The sequence below is a fragment of the Peptoniphilus stercorisuis genome, from assembly GCF_017874395.1.
In the GTDB taxonomy this organism is placed as follows: Bacteria; Bacillota; Clostridia; order Tissierellales; family Peptoniphilaceae; genus Anaerosphaera; species Anaerosphaera stercorisuis.
Map to the genome: position 1 here is coordinate 67,867 of NZ_JAGGLJ010000003.1, position 18,115 is coordinate 85,981.

The 18,115-nt window shown below is 29.4% G+C and carries 9 protein-coding genes; all 9 read left to right on the plus strand.

Annotated features, from left to right (window positions below; genetic code table 11):
- Window positions 1–601 precede the first annotated feature (601 nt).
- Window positions 602–1,264, plus strand: a complete 663-nt coding sequence (locus J2Z71_RS01990; protein WP_210060181.1) for an S-layer homology domain-containing protein — start codon at window positions 602–604, stop codon at window positions 1,262–1,264.
- A 238-nt stretch (window positions 1,265–1,502) separates the two neighbouring features.
- The gene (locus J2Z71_RS01995; RefSeq protein ID WP_210060182.1) at window positions 1,503–3,380 is read left to right on the plus strand and encodes an S-layer homology domain-containing protein; all 1,878 of its coding nucleotides are present in this window, start codon (window positions 1,503–1,505) and stop codon (window positions 3,378–3,380) included.
- Between the two features lie 225 nt (window positions 3,381–3,605).
- Window positions 3,606–4,133: an S-layer homology domain-containing protein gene (locus J2Z71_RS02000; RefSeq protein WP_210060183.1), complete on the plus strand. Its 528-nt coding sequence runs from the start codon at window positions 3,606–3,608 to the stop codon at window positions 4,131–4,133.
- Window positions 4,134–4,191: 58 nt separating this feature from the next.
- Complete coding sequence (locus J2Z71_RS02005) at window positions 4,192–5,796, plus strand: hypothetical protein (RefSeq protein WP_210060184.1); 1,605 nt, start codon at window positions 4,192–4,194, stop codon at window positions 5,794–5,796.
- 124 nt (window positions 5,797–5,920) lie between these two features.
- Window positions 5,921–9,115: an S-layer homology domain-containing protein gene (locus J2Z71_RS02010; protein ID WP_210060185.1), complete on the plus strand. Its 3,195-nt coding sequence runs from the start codon at window positions 5,921–5,923 to the stop codon at window positions 9,113–9,115.
- Between the two features lie 381 nt (window positions 9,116–9,496).
- Entirely contained in the window at window positions 9,497–13,168 is a 3,672-nt protein-coding gene (rpoB, locus tag J2Z71_RS02015) for a DNA-directed RNA polymerase subunit beta (protein ID WP_210060268.1), read from the plus strand.
- A 112-nt stretch (window positions 13,169–13,280) separates the two neighbouring features.
- On the plus strand, window positions 13,281–16,856 hold the full coding sequence (gene rpoC, locus J2Z71_RS02020; protein WP_210060186.1) for a DNA-directed RNA polymerase subunit beta': 3,576 nt from the start codon (window positions 13,281–13,283) through the stop codon (window positions 16,854–16,856).
- A gap of 263 nt (window positions 16,857–17,119) precedes the next feature.
- Window positions 17,120–17,533 carry a 30S ribosomal protein S12 gene (gene rpsL, locus J2Z71_RS02025; RefSeq protein ID WP_210060187.1) on the plus strand — a complete coding sequence of 138 codons (414 nt, stop codon included), beginning with the start codon at window positions 17,120–17,122 and terminating at the stop codon, window positions 17,531–17,533.
- 93 nt (window positions 17,534–17,626) lie between these two features.
- On the plus strand, window positions 17,627–18,097 hold the full coding sequence (gene rpsG, locus J2Z71_RS02030; RefSeq protein ID WP_210060188.1) for a 30S ribosomal protein S7: 471 nt from the start codon (window positions 17,627–17,629) through the stop codon (window positions 18,095–18,097).
- The last annotated feature ends 18 nt before the right edge of the window (window positions 18,098–18,115 follow it).

Below are 18,115 nucleotides of genomic sequence, written 5' to 3' on the forward strand. Positions count from 1 at the left end.
CGACAATGCTTCTTACAATACAACATATGCGTAGGGACGCATTTCCAAGGCGTCCATTCCCATAATGTTTTATATAATCAATTCAATATGTATGTTGATGATTTTAAAAAGATTTATTTTGATTACACAACATATGCGTAGGGACGCATTTCCAAGGCGTCCATTCCCATAATGTTTTATATAATTATATTAATATGTATGTTGATGATATTTATATTTATGATCTATCGTAAGGAGGGTTGTCCCTAATTCTCCGCTTAAACGTGTTTATGAAAATGAGATTTCAACGATATATATTTGGAATGAATATATACATATAATAAAAATTTAATTTAATTATACAGTGTATGCGTAGGGACGCATTTCCAAGGCGTCCATTCCCATAATGTTTTATATAATCATTTAAACAATGTATGTTGATGATTTTAAATGATTTATATGTACGGACCTCTGGTAGTAGTTCCCTACGTCGGGGATATTATATACTTTCCTATAATGTATAATCTCTAATATAATTCATTTTTTTATCTAACTTCGTTTTAAATCCTCAATCGGTGGTAAACATTAGTTAAGGGTAATATAAAAGTTTGGGGGGAGAAAGATGAGAGGAAAGGACTTTAACAACAAGTATGTAATCATTATATTACTAATTTTATTAATTGGAGTTTTCACAAGTGTTCGTGCTATTGACTCTAAGGCTGATTTGAATATTGGTGATATTGGAAAGGTAGAAAATTTTGAAAAGAATGATGATAAGATAAAGTATTTAAGGGACAAAAAAATAGTAATAGGCTATGAAGATGGTGATTTGAAGCTGGATAAACCTATTAGAAGGTCTGAAATGGCACAACTTCTTATAAAGGCTTTTGGAAAAGAGGATTTGGCTAAAGAGCTTCAAGATTCTTTAAATCCTTATGCTGATATTGAACAATCTTTTTGGGCTAATGGAATTATTGTAGTGGTGACTAAAGTTCCATCATCTCAAAATGGTTTATATATGCTAAATGGATATCCAAATAGAAAGTTTTTACCTAATAGAAATCTAACTTATGCAGAGCTTGCAAAGATTTTAGTAGTTCTTGTAAAGGAAGATTTGACTGTTGATATGGCAAATGATGCTGATGCAAATTGGCCAAAGAAATGGATTAAATGGGCTAATGATTATCAAATTTGTAGGGGATTAGAGGTTGATGATAGCTCTAAAGAGGTAAGTCGTGAGAATGAATTTATTATGTTTTATAATGCTTTGTTATCAAGAAGTTGATTTTATTTGTAGTAAAAAACACTTGTTAATTCAAGTGTTTTTTAATTTGAACTATTTAAAATAAAGTGTACGATAAAAGTATAAAATGACTATTGGACAATTTACTTATAAGTGTTCAAAATTAGCCTTTAGACTGGAATTTATTAAACTAAAGGAGTATAATATTGTTAGGTGAAACAATAATTAAAATTTTGTATAATTTAAGATGAACTAAAATTTATAAGAAGAGGATATAATAATGAAGAACAAAAAAAGAATAGTATTAATGCTATCTATGGCACTTGCTCTTGGAACTATCACAAATACATATGCAGAAAATTTTAAAGTTCAAAGAGTATATGGCATAGATAATAAGGTTGATTATTTAAAAAACCACAACTTTGTAAAAGGTTATGAAGATGGAGATTTAAAATTAAACAAAGGAATAAAAAGATCTGAAATAACAAAACTTTTAGTATATGCAAACGATGGAGAGAATATAGCTAAAAATTTAGAAAAAATTCAAGGATCATATAAGGATGTAGAAATTAATCATTGGGCAAATGGAGTTATTAATGCAGCTACAAATAGTCCTGTTGGAAAAAGTGGATTATTTATGATAAATGGATATCCAGATAAAACATTTAAACCAGAAAGAGAAATTACTTATGCAGAACTTGCAAAAATGCTTGTAGTCCTTGCAGATGATAACCTTACAGAAGAAGATGTAAAAAATGCAGATGCAAATTGGCCAAATACTTGGATTTCAAAAGCACAAGAATCAGGATTATTAGAAGACGTAGCATTTTCAGATGTAAATAAAACTGTAAATAGAGAAGAAGCTTTTACAATGTTTTACAATGGAATATATGAAAAAAGTGAATCATTAAAAGAAAAAAATAAAGAAGAAGTAAAAGAAATTAAAGATTCAGTAGAAGTAAAAGAAAGTAAAAAAAGAAAAAAACATAAAAACAATTCTTCTAATAATGAAGAAGTAATTGAAGAAGAAATATTAAGAGCTCCAACTGATGGACTTAAAGAATTAAAAATAAAAGGTTTGACTTCAGATAATATTAAATTTATGGTATTTGGATTAAATAAAGAAGGAACTAAAATTCAAAAAGTTGTAAATTTAGAAGATGTAAAAACTTATATAGATGAAGAATATAAAGTTGATTTAAAAACTGAAAATATATCAGTAGAAAATGGTACTTTAAAAATAAATGGAAAATTATTAACAACAAAAGAATGGCAAAGTATTAAAGAAAATGGTAAAAAAGATATTCCTTATAGAATAACAGTATTAAATGGAAATACAAAAAATGATAAAGTTGCAAAAATAGCAATCTATGAAGATGGTAAAGCTGTTATTGAAAAGGTTGTAAATAAAGAAGCGACAAAAGCTTTAAGGTTTAAAGTAAAAGCAATTCAAGAAAATGGTAAACAAAAAAAAGCAACAGCTGAAGAAGTTTTAGCTCATTTTAACAAGATAATTGATAAAGGATTAACATTAGATGTAAAAGTAATAAGTGGTGAGTTAGATCTTGGTAACACAAATATGACAAAAGGACTATGGAATACAATAAAATCAGTTGAAGGAGCAAATAAAGCTATTGCTTATAGAATAACAGTAATAAATGGAGAAGAAACTAAGAAAATAGAATTTACAGCAGATGGAAAAGCTCACTTAACAGATGGAAGTAATGGAGCAATGGATTCAGGTTATGTAGATAAGATAAATAAAAATATAGCTGAAGAATTAGAACAATTTTTAATAGAACCAAAAAATGCTAAAAAACTAATATCAGAGTATGATAATTTAAGTGATTCTGATAAATTAAAAATGACTGATGATGAAAAAGAAAATATTGAAAATTTAAAAATTAAATTAGAAGCAAGAGAAAATGAGGCTAAAGAATTTAAAGGTAAACTTGATAAATTGTCAAATTCATTTGATTTAAAAGAAGCAAGAAAATTAATAGATGATTTTAATAATAATACTAGATTTGATACTAAGGAAATTATTACTGAGAGTTACTTAGAAGAATTAGAAGAATTTGCTAAAAAATTAGTAGAAGCAGAAGCAACAGTAGAAGCAGTAGTAACGGAAGTAGAAGAAGTAGAAGAAGTAAAATAATAAATAAAAATATAAAAATACACTGATTTAATTCGGTGTATTTTTTATTTGCAAAATTAAATTGCTTAAAATCCATTAAATACTCCTAATACAAAAATGGCTGTAATAGGCATATATACTTACTTACAGAGGAGATTATTTTCTTGAAAAGGTTTTATAATAATTTTATCTGGGTAGAAAATGACTGTAAATAATAAATGGTCATGTAGTAAAGGGGTGAGAGGAATGAAAAGGAAGAGTTTGGCTTTGGTTTTATCTATAATCTTATTGTCAAATGGTTTTAGTGTTTATGCTAGTGGAAGTGATGATAGTCTAAATAATAATGAGAAAATTCAAAAACTCATAGGTGAAAATTATATACAAGGCTATGGAAATGGTGATTTTGGATATGCTAATAGTATTAAAAGATCGGAGATTACAAGGTTAATTGTATTAGCTGGTAAGCAGCAGGATAAGATTGAGGAGTTAAAAAATACTAGGGGTAATTATAGTGATGTTGGTGTAAGGTATTGGGCTAATGGGGAAATTAATGTTGGAACTTCTATTCCAACTAAGAAGAGTGGTAAGTGTATAATTAATGGATATCCAAATGGAACTTTTTTGCCAGAAAAGGGTGTAAGTTATGCTGAGCTTTCAAAGATGCTTGTTGTTTTGGCAAAGAGTGATTTAGATGATGGACTTTTAAGTGATGAAAAAGCTTCATGGCCAAATGATTGGATTAAATGGGCTGAGGAATTAGGGATTAGGGATTAATAATGATATTATAAATAAAAATCCTAATGAAATAGTAAATCGTGAAGATGCTTTTGTTATGTTTTCTAATGCTTTAGAGATTAGAAAGAATCTTTTAGAAGATGAGCTTTATTCAAAAAATCAGGAGATTTCTTCTAAGCAAGTTAAGTTAAAAAAGAAAAAATCATCTAAAAATAAAAATGAAAGGCAAGAGTTAGAGTCTGAAGAAAAGGTAGATACTCTTGAAAAATTAAAAAAAGATTTAAAAGTTAAGGAAGATAGGTTAAGTAAGGTGGTTACGCTTTTAGAAAGTTTGAGGGAAGAGGCTGAAGTTTTAGAGGGGGAAATTAGAGATTTAAGAGAAAAAATAAGTGATATAGAAAATGAAAATACAAGAGCTGAATTAAGAGTAAGTGAAGTATTAGATATTAATGATGATGATGATTTTTCTAATGATGGAAAAGTTAAGGAAGATGATGGAGCTAATTATAGTCTAGATTTAGAAGATTTAAAAAGTTTATTAGAGGATAAAGAGTCTAGGCTTTTTAGTATTAATGAGGAGATAGAGTCTTTAAAGTTAGAAGAAAGTAGTTTAGGTATAGAGATTGAAAGTTTGAAGAAAAAGATTAGAGTGGAGGAAGTGGAACTTGCTAGAATAAATTTTGAAAATAATGCTAGAAAAATAACTCATATTACATCGGGAAGTGGAGATAATCTTGTTGAGGCTGATGTGTCTAAGTTTCATTATAATAGTGAGAAGGATAGGTTTGAAATCTCTGTAGATATTAAAGGTTTGGAATTTATTGGAAAGGATCATATTGGAAGTTTAGTTGGAAATAAGTCTGGGTTATTTTCAGAAATTCTTCCAAGTCTTGGGGTTAAGGCTGTATATTTTGGAGATGATAGATATTCAGTAGATATTAATGATAAAGATTTTAATATTAAAAAACTTATAGATGCAGCTTTAAAGAATTTAAATAGTAATGGAGAGATATTTTATAGTGCAGATATAAAAGATAATGAAAGTAGTGTGGAATATAGTAGTGATTTTTTAGTTAGTTTTAGTTATATTGTTGATGAGAATATTAAAAATCCTGATTTGGATATTAATAGTGGGGATTATATAAGTAATAGAAATTTAATTGATCAGGATGAAGCTGTAATTGCTGAAGTAAATTCTATTAATGATTATAGGGATAATTTAATAAATAAAACTGTAATTGCTGCTAGTAAGCGTGGTAGAGAGACAGAAACTTTTGATTATTCCTATAGTGATGATGTTTATGAGATAAAGATAAATAAAGAAAAAAATGAGACTACTATTTTATCTGCAAATGGAAAGGGTATTGTAACTGGAATTATCAATTTTTTAACAATATCAAATAAGGGTGATGGTGATGTTGCTAAAAATCTTGTGGAAATAAGGATTATGGATTTAAAGGATAGAGATAAGTTTGCGACAATAGATAGAAAGCAGTTAATATCTATGTCAAAAAATATGAGTATTCCAGTAGGTGCTTTAAAATATTTATCTCCAGATAATGTAAATATTGGTATAAGGACATATTTAGAAGAGTTAATTGGAATTGAAGCTAGAATTGATTATATTTATAAATTAGAGAATTCAGATAAGCAATATGTAAAGACTGAAAAATATATAATGACAAATAATTATATAAAGTAATTTAAATAAGAGAGGCTTTAGGCTTCTCTTTTTTTTATGTAATCAAACCTAAAATAAAAAAATGTATTGAAAAAATTTTTAAAAATATTATAATTATATCCTAAGTATAAAAAAGGGGAAAAATATGAATAAAAAACTAATTGCAGGTCTTGCTTTAACTTTGGTATTAGGTAGTGCTGGTAGTATAGAAGCGAAGGATATAGTTGATATTAATTTAAACAATAGTAAAAAGGTGGAGTATTTAATTAATGAAGATTTAGTCAAGGGATATTCAAATGGTAATTTAGCTTTGGAAAAAAATATATCTAGAGCTGAAATTGTAAAGTTAATAGTTCAAATGAAAAATCAAAGTAGTGATATTGAAGCTTTTAAAAGTGTTGTTGGACCTTTTAAGGATGTAGATAAAAATCATTGGGCAAATGGATTTATAAATATTGCATCAAAAAAATTAGTTGATGGAAAAAATCCAATCATTAGGGGCTATGAAAACAATGAGTTTAGACCAGATGGTATAGTAACATATGCTGAGCTTTCAAAGATGTTATTAATGGCGAATACAGAGGCCTTAACTATTGAAGAAATAAAAGAGGCACAGAAGAGTTGGCCTAATGGCTGGATTGAACTTGCTAAAGATAAAAATTTATTTGTAGGTGTAGATGCTATTTTAGATAAGGTAAATAGAAAAGATGCCTTTACTATGATTTATAATTCTATAGTTTTAGAAAATAGTATTAATCAAAATAAATCTAAGGAAACTAAGTCCTTATCCCAAGAGAGCGTTGAAAAAGAAAAAACATTTAAAAGAAAGGGAAATAATAAATCTAAAGAAAAATTAGAAAATAAAAAAGATGATTTAAATGAGGCTTTAGATGAAATAGAAGTTTTAAAGAAGTCTTTAGATGAAAGTAATCTATCTAGAACAAAGGCTGAGGAAAGTAATAGGATTTTATCTGAAGAATTAAAAAAATCAAAAGAAGATAATTCTAAAAAAACAGATGATATAGATAAGTTTAATAGAGAAAATCTAGAATATAAAAAAATTTTAGAATTAAAAGAAAAAGATTTAATTTCCCTAAAGGAAGAAAATAAAATATTATCTACAAAAGTATATGAAAATAATATAGATATTGAAAATAAATCAAAGGAAATTATATTAAAGAATCAAAATCTAGCAAAACTAGAAGAAGATTTAAATGCTGGTAATGTAGAGATAGAAAAATTAAAAAGTTCAAATGCTAAGCTAGTTGAAAGTTTAGATATAAAGGCAAAAGAAAATTCTAAAAACTCTGAAATTATAGAAAATTTAAAGAAATCTTTAGATGAAAGTAATCTGTCAAGAACAAAGGCTGAAGAAAGTAATAGGATTTTATCTGAAGAGTTAAAAAAATCAAAAGAAGATAATAAAACATTATCTACAAAAGTGCAGGAAAATAATATAGATATTGAGAATAAATCAAAGGAAATTATATTAAAGGATCAAAATCTAGCAAAACTAGAAGAAGATTTAAATGCTACTAATGTAGAGATAGAAAAATTTAAAAGTACAAATGCTAAGCTAGTTGAAAGTTTAGATAAAAACTCTGAAATTATAGGAAATTTAAAGAAGTCTTTAGATGAAAGTAATCTATCTAGGTCTAAGGCAGAGAATAAAATAATTGATTTAGAAAAATCTATTAATGAAATAAATCTTAATAATTCTGAGGTTGTAAAATCCTATGAGGAAGAAAAAGAGAAGTTAAAGGAAAATATAGAAAGTTTAACTTTAAGCTATAATGAAAAAAATAAAGCGATAGAATCTATAAAAAAAGAACTTTTAGAAGAGAGAGAAAATTTATCTAAAAGAGATTTATTAATAGAGGAATTAAAAAAATCTTTAGAAAATCAAAAAGAGAAAAATACAAATCTAAATAATGATTTATTAAATAAAGATAATAGTTTAAAGGATTTAATTGAAGTTCAAAAATCTTTAAATATAAAAATAGAAGAGTTGGAAAACAATATTCTTAATAGAGATAAAAAAATTAATTTATTAGAAAATGAAAATGTTAATTTATCAAAAGAACTATTAGCTAGTGGAGATATTATAAAATCTAATAGAAAAGATTTAGAAAGTTTATCTAATGTTTTAAATGAAAATAAAATTACAATAGAGGATCAAAAGAAAAATATTGAAAGTTTATTAAAGGATATTTCAAATATTAAAGATGAATTAGTGACAAAGGATAAAAATCTAAAGGACTTTGAAAATCAAAATAAATTATTAGAGGAAAAGTCATCTGAAGATGATAATAAGTTAAGTGTTTTAAATGAAAATATAGTTAAAAAAGATGAGTTAATAAAAAATATAAATTCTAAAAATAAAGATTTAGAGAATGTTATATTAGAAAAAAATCAGATATTATTAAATAATGAAAATACTTTCAATGATTTAATAAATAAAAAAGAGTTATTAGTTAATAAAAATAAAGAATTAACTGAAAGTCTATCTAATAAAGATAATGAGATAAATTCTATTAAGTCTGAAATGGAAATAGTAAATAATAAAAATAAAGAGATGTTAGAAGAATTAATTGGAAATAGATCTAGTGCAGATTTATTAAATAAGGAAATTTTGAGGCTTTCTAAAATGGAAGAAAATAATAAAAGTAAAATAAATGCTTTAGAAGATGAAAAAGTTTCTTTGAAAAATAATTTAGTTGAAAAAGATAATATAATTGAAAAACTTAAAAAAGATTTAGAGAGTTCTTCTTCAAGTAATGATTTAATTTTAAAAGATAGAAAAATTAATGAATTAATAGATGAGATAAATAGAATAAAATCAATTAAAGATAATGAGATTAAGGATAGGGATAATAGAATAGATTCTCTAAAGCAAGAGATAGAAAGTTTAAAGAAAAATCAAAATAATGATAATTTAAATTCTGAAAATATTAAACTTAAGGAAGAAATTAAAAGACTTAAAGAAGAGATTGAAGATTTAAAAAAAGATTTAGAAAATAATAAAAAAGATAATAAAGATGATTCTACTCAAACAGATGAATCAACAGAAAGAGATAAGGAATATAATGATGATGAGATTTTACTAGAAAATTTTAATGATAAAAGTAGAGTTTTAAATGAATCAATTATTTATTATATTCAAAATAGTTTTGAAAAACAGTTTGGTGAAATTCCAGAAAAAAATGTTAATGTGTTTAGAGATTGTATAAATACAGTATGGTCTGAAAGTGCAAATAGTAAATATGAATATAATTCTATGAAAGATTTAATATCTGAAATAGATGGATATTATTATTCATATAGATTAATTAATAATTAATAAAAGAGTAGTTTAAGTACTACTCTTTTTTAATTGATATATGTCTATGAATAGTTGATTTATATACACTTATACTATATAGTTAGTTATATATGGCTATATTGAAAGTTTTCATAAGAAATTTTCTCTGTAGCCTTTACATTTACTGTAATTTTTGATTTAATATTATTCGTGATTTTTTTTACATATTAGTTTTGATTTTTATCAATCTGACATAAATTTATTAAAAAAACTTATTAAAAATACATCATTTTATTTGATTTTTCTTGACAAATATGATAATATAATTAATTGCATAATAATAATTAGAGTGGCGTAGTGTTCTCTAAATTAATTGAGTAAGTTAGTGCTTACTAAGAATCATGAGGGGTGAATAATTTAATGGTACATCCTGTAAAATATGGGAAAAGAGAGAGAATGAGTTTTTCTCGAATTGACGAGGTATTATCTTTACCAAACCTTCTTGAAGTGCAGACTTCTTCTTTTGAATGGTTATTAAAAGAGGGACTAAAAGAGGTTTTTGATGATGTTTCACCAATTGAGGACTATTCAGGTAACTTAATTTTAGAATTTGTTGACTATTATGTTTCTGATGAGATTAAATATGATATTGACGAAGCTAAACAAAGAGATACTAATTACTCTGCTCCTTTGAAGGTTAGAGTTAGACTTATTAACTCAGAAACTGGAGAGGTTAAAGAGCAAGAGGTATTTATGGGAGATCTTCCACTTATGACTCCAACTGGTACATTTGTTATCAATGGAGCTGAGCGTGTTGTTGTTTCTCAACTTGTAAGAAGTCCAGGTGCATATTATAAAGTTGAAACTGATAAAACTGGTAAGAAACTTTATTCTTCTACTTTAATTCCAAATAGAGGTGCCTGGCTTGAGTTTGAAACTGATTCTCAAGGCGTAATTAATGTAAGAATAGATAGAACTAGAAAAATTCCTATTACAATTTTACTTCGTGCTATTGGTGTGGAGTCAAATCGTGAAATTTTAGAACTTTTAGGCGAAAGTGAAGGTCTTTTAAAGACTTTTGAGAAAGATACTACTTCTAATAAGAATGAAGGTCTTCTTGAAATCTACAAAAAATTAAGACCTGGTGAGCCTCCAACTGTAGAATCTGCTCAATCACTATTTGAGAATATGTTCTTTGATAGTAAGAGATATGATCTTGCACATGTTGGTAGATATAAATTTAATAAAAAACTAGGTATTGCTACAAGAATTGTTGGTCAATATTCTGGTGAAGATATTATTAATGAAGAAACTGGAGAGCTTTTAGCTTCTAAGGATGAAATTATCTCTGAAGAAATGGCTGAAGCTATTGAACAAAGTGGAATTAATAAAGTAATTGTAACTATTAAGTCTTCACATGAAGATGAAGCTGATAGAGATGTTATAGTTATTGGTAATAATTTTGCAAATGTTGATAGTTTTGAACTTCCATTTAATATGAGAGAAATTGGATTTAAAGAAAAAGTTTATTATCCTTTATTTAAAGAAATATATGAAGAATATAGTGATGATGTTGAAGCTTTAAAAGAAAATTTAAAGAAAAACATTGATCTTTTAAGTCCAAAACATATTGTTGTTGATGATATGATCGCAGCAGTAAGTTATGAATTTGGATTGTTCTTTGGTGTTGGTACTGTTGATGATATAGATCATTTAGGAAATAGAAGAATTAGATCTGTAGGAGAGCTTTTACAAAACCAATTTAGAATTGGTGTTTCAAGAATGGAAAGAGTTATTCGTGAAAGAATGACTGTTCAAGATGTTGATGTAACTACTCCTCAATCTCTTATTAATATTAGACCTGTTACGGCTTCTATTAAAGAGTTCTTCGGATCTTCACAGCTATCACAATTTATGGATCAAAACAACCCTCTATCAGAATTAACTCACAAAAGAAGGTTATCTGCACTAGGACCTGGTGGATTAAGCAGAGATAGAGCTGGATTTGAAGTGCGTGACGTCCATAATTCACACTACGGTAGGATGTGTCCTATAGAGACTCCTGAGGGACCAAATATAGGGCTGATAACATCACTAACAACTTATGCCAGAATTAATGAATACGGATTTATTGAAACTCCTTATAGAATAGTTAAGGACGGAATTGTAACTAATGAAATAGAATATTTAACTGCTGATGTTGAATATGTACAAATAATTGCTCAGTCTAATGAAGAATTAGATGAAAATGGTAAGTTTATCAATGAGAGGGTTGTAGCTCGTGGACATGAGGGTGTAGTTGACGTATTTGATGCGAAGAGCATCACTTATATGGACGTTTCTCCTCAACAAATTGTTGCTGTAGGTACATCTATGATACCTTTTCTTGAAAATGATGACGCCAACAGGGCGCTAATGGGAGCAAATATGCAGCGTCAAGCTGTTCCTCTTCTTACTACAGAATCTCCTGTTGTAGGAACTGGTATTGAGTATAGAGCTGCAAAGGACTCTGGTGTTGTAATAGTTGCAACTGATGATGGTGAGATTGTAAAGGTTGATTCTAATTCTATTTCTCTAAAGAGAGATGGAGATGGAAAGGTTGATGTTTACAAACTTCACAAATTCAAAGGTGGTAACCAAGGTACAACTATTAACCAAAGACCTATTGTAGAACAAGGACAACATGTGTCTAAGGGCGAAATAATCGCTGATGGACCAAGTACTGATAAAGGTGAGCTTGCTCTTGGTAAAAATATCCTAATTGCCTTTATGAACTGGGAAGGATATAACTACGAAGATGCTATGCTTGTTAACCAAGATCTTGTAATAAATGACACTTTAACTTCTCTTCATATTGAAGAATATGAATCAGAAGCAAGAGATACTAAACTAGGACCGGAAGAAATTACAAGAGATATTCCGAATGTTGGAGACGACATGCTAAAAGACCTTGATGAAAGAGGTATTATTAGAAGTGGTGCTGAGGTTAAACCTGGAAGTATTTTAGTTGGTAAAGTTACTCCTAAAGGTGAAACTGAACTTTCAGCTGAAGAGAGACTTCTTCGTGCAATATTTGGAGAAAAAGCTCGTGAAGTAAGAGATACATCACTTAGACTACCTCATGGTGAGCATGGAATAGTTGTTGATGTTAAGACTTTCTCAAGAGCTGGTGGAGATGAACTTCAACCAGGCGTAAGCGAAATGGTTAGAGTATTTATTGCTACTAAGAGAAAAATTCAAGTTGGAGATAAGATGTGTGGTCGTCATGGTAACAAGGGTGTTATTTCAAGAGTAATGTCTAAAGAAGATATGCCTTATATGCCAGATGGTACTCCAGTACAAATCGTACTAAATCCTCTTGGTGTTCCTTCTCGTATGAACTTGGGACAAGTTTTAGAGGTGCATTTAGGACTTGCTGCTAAAAAATTAGGATGGCATGTTGCTACTCCTGTATTTGATGGTGCTAATGAAGAGGATATTATTGATTCTCTTAAAAAAGCTGGATATCCTGTAGATGGAAAAATTCAACTTCGTGATGGTAGAACAGGTGAAGAATTTGATCACCCTGTAACAGTTGGATACATGTATATGTTAAAACTCCATCACCTTGTAGATGAGAAAATCCACGCAAGATCAACTGGACCTTATTCACTTGTAACTCAACAACCACTAGGTGGTAAAGCACAATTTGGTGGACAAAGATTTGGAGAGATGGAAGTTTGGGCTCTTGAAGCATATGGTGCAAGTTATACTCTACAAGAAATGTTAACTGTTAAATCAGATGATATTGTAGGAAGAGTTAAGACTTATGAAGCTATTGTTAAGGGAGAAAATATTCCTCAACCAGGTGTTCCAGAATCATTTAAAGTACTAATTAAAGAGCTTGAATCACTTGCATTAGAAATTAAGGTGCTTGATGAAAATGGAAGAGAAGTTGATCTTCAAAATGATGATGAAGATTTAGATAGAATTGACAATGTTGAACAAAGCGACGAAGATATTAAAGAATTAATTGAAAATACTTCTGCTCCTACTGAGGGTGCTATTAAGAAGATTTCAAGTGAAGATATCGATGGCGATTCTGATGATTAACAAATAGATGAAGATGAAGAGGTTGGTTTTGACAACGAGTTTGAAGTTGACCTTGACGAAGAAGATGAAGATTAGTAAATTTATTTACTAAATAGAAAGGAGAGAGTGCTCCTTGAGCGAACATGAACTATTTCATTCGATAAAAATTGGACTTGCTTCTTCTGAAAAAATAAGAGAATGGTCTTATGGAGAAGTAAAAAAACCTGAAACTATTAATTACAGAACTTTAAAACCTGAAAAAGAGGGATTATTCTGTGAAAAAATCTTTGGACCTACAAAAGATTGGGAATGTAATTGTGGAAAATATAAAAGAGTAAGATATAAAGGCGTAGTATGTGAAAAATGTGGAGTTGAAGTAACAAAGGCGAAAGTCCGTCGTGAAAGAATGGGACATATTGAGCTAGCTGCACCAGTATCTCATATTTGGTATTTCAAAGGAATACCATCTAGAATGGGTCTTGTACTTGATATGAGTCCAAGAGCTTTAGAAAAAGTTTTATATTTTGCTGAATACATTGTTACTAATGTAGAACCAGGAGAAACTTCTCTATATGAAAAACAAATGTTAAATGAAACAGAATATAGAGAATATAAAAGAGAATTTGGCGACAAATTCACTGCAAAAATGGGTGCTGAGGCAATTAAAGAATTACTTCAAAAAATAGATCTTGAAAAAGAATCTAAAGAACTTAAAGAAGATCTTGAAACTTCAACTGGACAAAAGAAGGTTAGAATTTCAAGAAGACTTGAAGTTATTGAAGCATTTATTCAATCAGGAAACAAACCTGAGTGGATGGTTCTTGAAGCTGTACCTGTAATCCCACCTGATCTAAGACCTATGGTTCAACTTGATGGTGGTAGATTTGCAACATCTGACTTAAATGATTTATACAGAAGAATTATAAATAGAAATAACAGACTTAAAAAACTTTTAGATATAAATGCACCAGATATTATTGTAAGAAATGAAAAGAGAATGTTACAAGAAGCTGTAGATGCTTTAATTGACAATGGTAGACGTGGTAGACCTGTTACAGGACCTGGAAACAGACCTTTAAAATCTCTATCAGAAATGCTTAAGGGTAAGCAAGGTCGTTTTAGACAAAACTTACTTGGTAAGCGTGTTGACTACTCTGGTCGTTCTGTAATTGTTGTAGGTCCAGAACTTGAATTTTATCAATGTGGACTTCCAAAAAATATGGCTCTTGAATTATTCAAACCTTTTGTTATGAGAGAACTTGTAGGAAGAGGATTTGCTCACAATATTAAAAGTGCTAAGAGAATGGTTGAAAGAACTAAATCGGAAGTTTGGGATGTGCTTGAAGATGTAATTCAAGATCACCCAGTTCTACTAAACCGTGCACCGACTCTTCATAGACTTGGAATCCAAGCATTCCAACCAGTTCTAGTGGAGGGTAAGGCTATTAAACTTCATCCACTAGCATGTACTGCTTATAATGCTGACTTTGATGGAGACCAAATGGCTGTGCATTTACCACTTTCTGAACACGCTCAAGCTGAAGCAAGACTTCTAATGTTATCTACAAATAACATTCTTGCACTTAAAGATGGTAAGCCTATTACAACTCCTACTCAAGATATGATTCTTGGATGTTATTATTTAACTTTAGATAGAAAAGATCCTCTAAAGGGAGATGGAATGATATTCCAAGATTTTGATGAATTGATGCATGCTTATTTAGCTGGATATTTACATCTTCAATCTCATGTAGGTGTTAGAAGATTTAAAGATGAAAATGACAAACGTGGAAAAATTGTAAATTCTATAACAGGTAGATTTATATTAAATGATTTTATTCCACAAGATCTTGGCTTTGTAAATAGAGAAGAAGATCCATATTCTCTTGAAGTTGATAGAGTTATTGACAAAAAACTTCTAAGTGTAATAATTGAAAAAACTTACAAAAAACATGGAAATATAGAAACTGCTAAACTTCTTGATAATATTAAGGCTGCAGGATATCATTACTCTACAATTGGAGCTATTTCAATTTCAATGGGTGATGTTGAGGTTCCTGATTCAAAACCTGGTATTCTTGAGAAAGCAACAGTTAAAGTTAATAAATATGAAAAAGCCTTTAGAAGAGGACTTATTTCAGATGAAGAAAGATATGAAAAAGTTATTGAAATCTGGAATGATTGTACAGAAGAACTTACAGATGAAGTAATGGATGGATTTGATTCATTAAATAATATTTATATTATGGCTGATTCTGGAGCTCGTGGTTCTAAGAACCAAATTAGACAGCTTGCTGGTATGCGTGGACTTATGGCATCACCATCAGGTAGAACAATTGAGGTTCCTATAACATCAAACTTCCGTGAAGGACTTTCAGTACTTGAGTTTTATATGTCAGCCCATGGTTCTAGAAAGGGACTTGCAGATACAGCCCTAAGAACAGCTGACTCTGGATATCTAACAAGAAGACTTGTAGATGTTTCACAACAAGTTATTATAAATGAAGAAGATTGTGGAACTGATGAATATCTTGTAGCATCTGATTTTAAAGATGGAAAAGAATTAATTGAAGGATTAAAAGATAGAATTGAAGGAAGATATTCCTTTGAAGATATTATAAATCCTGAAACTAAAGAAGTAATGGTAAAAGCTAATACTCCAATTTCAGATGAAGCTGCTGAAGAAATTGTAGCAGCAGGAATAAAAGAAGTAAAAGTAAGATCAGTTCTTGGTTGTAAAACTAAAACTGGTGTATGTGCTCACTGTTATGGAAGAAATCTTGCAACTGGAAATAGGGTTGGTATTGGTGAAGCTGTTGGAGTTATTGCAGCTCAATCAATTGGTGAACCTGGTACTCAGCTTACAATGCGTACATTCCATACAGGTGGTGTAGCAGCAGCTGCTGATATTACTCAAGGTCTTCCTCGTGTTGAGGAACTTTTCGAAGCAAGAAAACCAAAAGGACTTGCTGTTATTGCTGAAATTGATGGTGTAGTTGAAATAAAAGAACAAAACAGAAAACGTGAAGTAATAGTTACTAATGAAAGTGGTCAAAGAGAAAGTTATAATATTGTCTTTGGTGCTAGAATTAAAGTTAAAAATGGTGACTATGTACAAGCGGGAGATGAACTTACTCAAGGTTCTGTATATCCACAAGATTTAATTAGAGTAAAAGGATCTAAGGGTGTAGAAGAATATATTGTTAAGGAAGTTCAAAGAGTTTATAGACTTCAAGGTGTAGACATAAATGATAAGCACATTGAAATAATAATAAGACAAATGCTGTCTAAATATAAAATTGAAGATCCAGGAGATACAGAACTTCTTCCAGGATCATTAGTTGAAAAATATGATTATTTACAAGCTAATAAAAAAGCTGAAAAAGAAGGCTTAAGACCAGCAGTAGGTATTGTAAACTTACTAGGTATTACTAAAGCTTCTCTTGCAACAGATTCATTCTTATCAGCTGCATCATTCCAAGAAACAACTAGAGTTCTTACTGATGCTGCTATAAAAGGTAAGGAAGATATGTTACAAGGACTTAAAGAAAATATAATCATAGGTCAACTTATTCCAGCAGGTACTGGAGTAAGACATAATCGTTCAGTTCAAATAGGAATTTCTAAAGATTTAAAGGAAAATTTTGAAATACTTGAAAATTCTGAAATTCTTGATGAAAATGAGGTTGACTTAGAGCCTGCTCAATGATAAAATTATTTAGTATTTGATACTACACACTAAGACTACCGCTTATGGTAGTCTTAGTGGTGTATAGACTAAGAAGAGCTAAAGGCCATTAGGATATGCTTGAAATTTGTAGTGAATTTTTAAAATATTTATTTTATAATTATAATATAGATATAAAAGCGTATTATCAAAGAAGAGAGAAAAACAATATTGTTTTTCTATACAGGTATTAACACTACATTTAGTAGTGATTTAATATAAATTTTAAATAAGGAGGTGCCTTAATGCCAACTATTAACCAATTAGTTAAGAATGGTAGAAAAAAGGTTACAACAAAATCAAAATCACCAGCACTTGATGTTAACTATGATTCACTTAGAAAAGTAGAAACAAAGGTAAATTCTCCACAAAAAAGAGGAGTATGTGTAGCTGTAAGAACAGTAACACCTAAAAAACCTAACTCTGCTTTAAGAAAAGTAGCTAGAGTTCGTCTAACTAACGGATACGAAGTTATGGCTTATATTCCAGGAATTGGACATAATCTTCAAGAGCATAGTGTTGTATTAATTCGTGGAGGAAGAGTAAAAGACCTTCCAGGAGTTAGATATCACATTATTAGAGGAACACTTGATACTGCAGGTGTTGACGAAAGAAAACAATCAAGATCTAAATATGGTACTAAAAAACCTAAGAAATAATTTTTGATTTTTAATACTTTTATAATAGATTTTTGGCTAAACGGAATTACCGAGTACCAATGAATCGACTATAAATAGTTAAGGAGGGAAGCTATGCCAAGAAAGGGACATATTCAAAAAAGAGAAGTAATGGCTGATCCTAAGTTTGATGATGTTGTAATTACAAAGTTAATCAACAATGTTATGCTTGATGGAAAAAAAGGAACAGCACAAAGAATAGTATATAAGGCATTAGAAAATGTAGCAGAAGCAACTGGAGAAGACTCATTAGAAGTATTCTATAAAGCTTTAAACAATGTTATGCCTGTACTAGAAGTAAAAGGTAGAAGAATCGGTGGAGCAACATATCAAGTTCCTATCGAAGTTAGACCAGAAAGACGTCAAACTCTAGGTCTAAGATGGATTGTTAAATTTGCTAGAGCAAGAGGCGAGCATACTATGGATGAAAGACTTGCAAAAGAAATCCTAGATGCTTCAAACGGACTAGGCGCTAGTGTTAAAAGAAGAGAAGAAATGCATAGAACAGCAGAAGCTAACAAAGCCTTTGCTCACTATAGATGGTAATATAAAGGGAGGAAGCCA

Coding starts and splice junctions, on each gene's coding strand:
- J2Z71_RS01990 (WP_210060181.1), top strand. CDS start 602: ATGAGAGGAAAGGACTTTAACAACAAGTATGTAATCATTATATTACTA.
- J2Z71_RS01995 (WP_210060182.1), top strand. CDS start 1,503: ATGAAGAACAAAAAAAGAATAGTATTAATGCTATCTATGGCACTTGCT.
- J2Z71_RS02000 (WP_210060183.1), top strand. CDS start 3,606: ATGAAAAGGAAGAGTTTGGCTTTGGTTTTATCTATAATCTTATTGTCA.
- J2Z71_RS02005 (WP_210060184.1), top strand. CDS start 4,192: ATGTTTTCTAATGCTTTAGAGATTAGAAAGAATCTTTTAGAAGATGAG.
- J2Z71_RS02010 (WP_210060185.1), top strand. CDS start 5,921: ATGAATAAAAAACTAATTGCAGGTCTTGCTTTAACTTTGGTATTAGGT.
- rpoB (WP_210060268.1), top strand. CDS start 9,497: ATGGTACATCCTGTAAAATATGGGAAAAGAGAGAGAATGAGTTTTTCT.
- rpsL (WP_210060187.1), top strand. CDS start 17,120: ATGCCAACTATTAACCAATTAGTTAAGAATGGTAGAAAAAAGGTTACA.
- rpsG (WP_210060188.1), top strand. CDS start 17,627: ATGCCAAGAAAGGGACATATTCAAAAAAGAGAAGTAATGGCTGATCCT.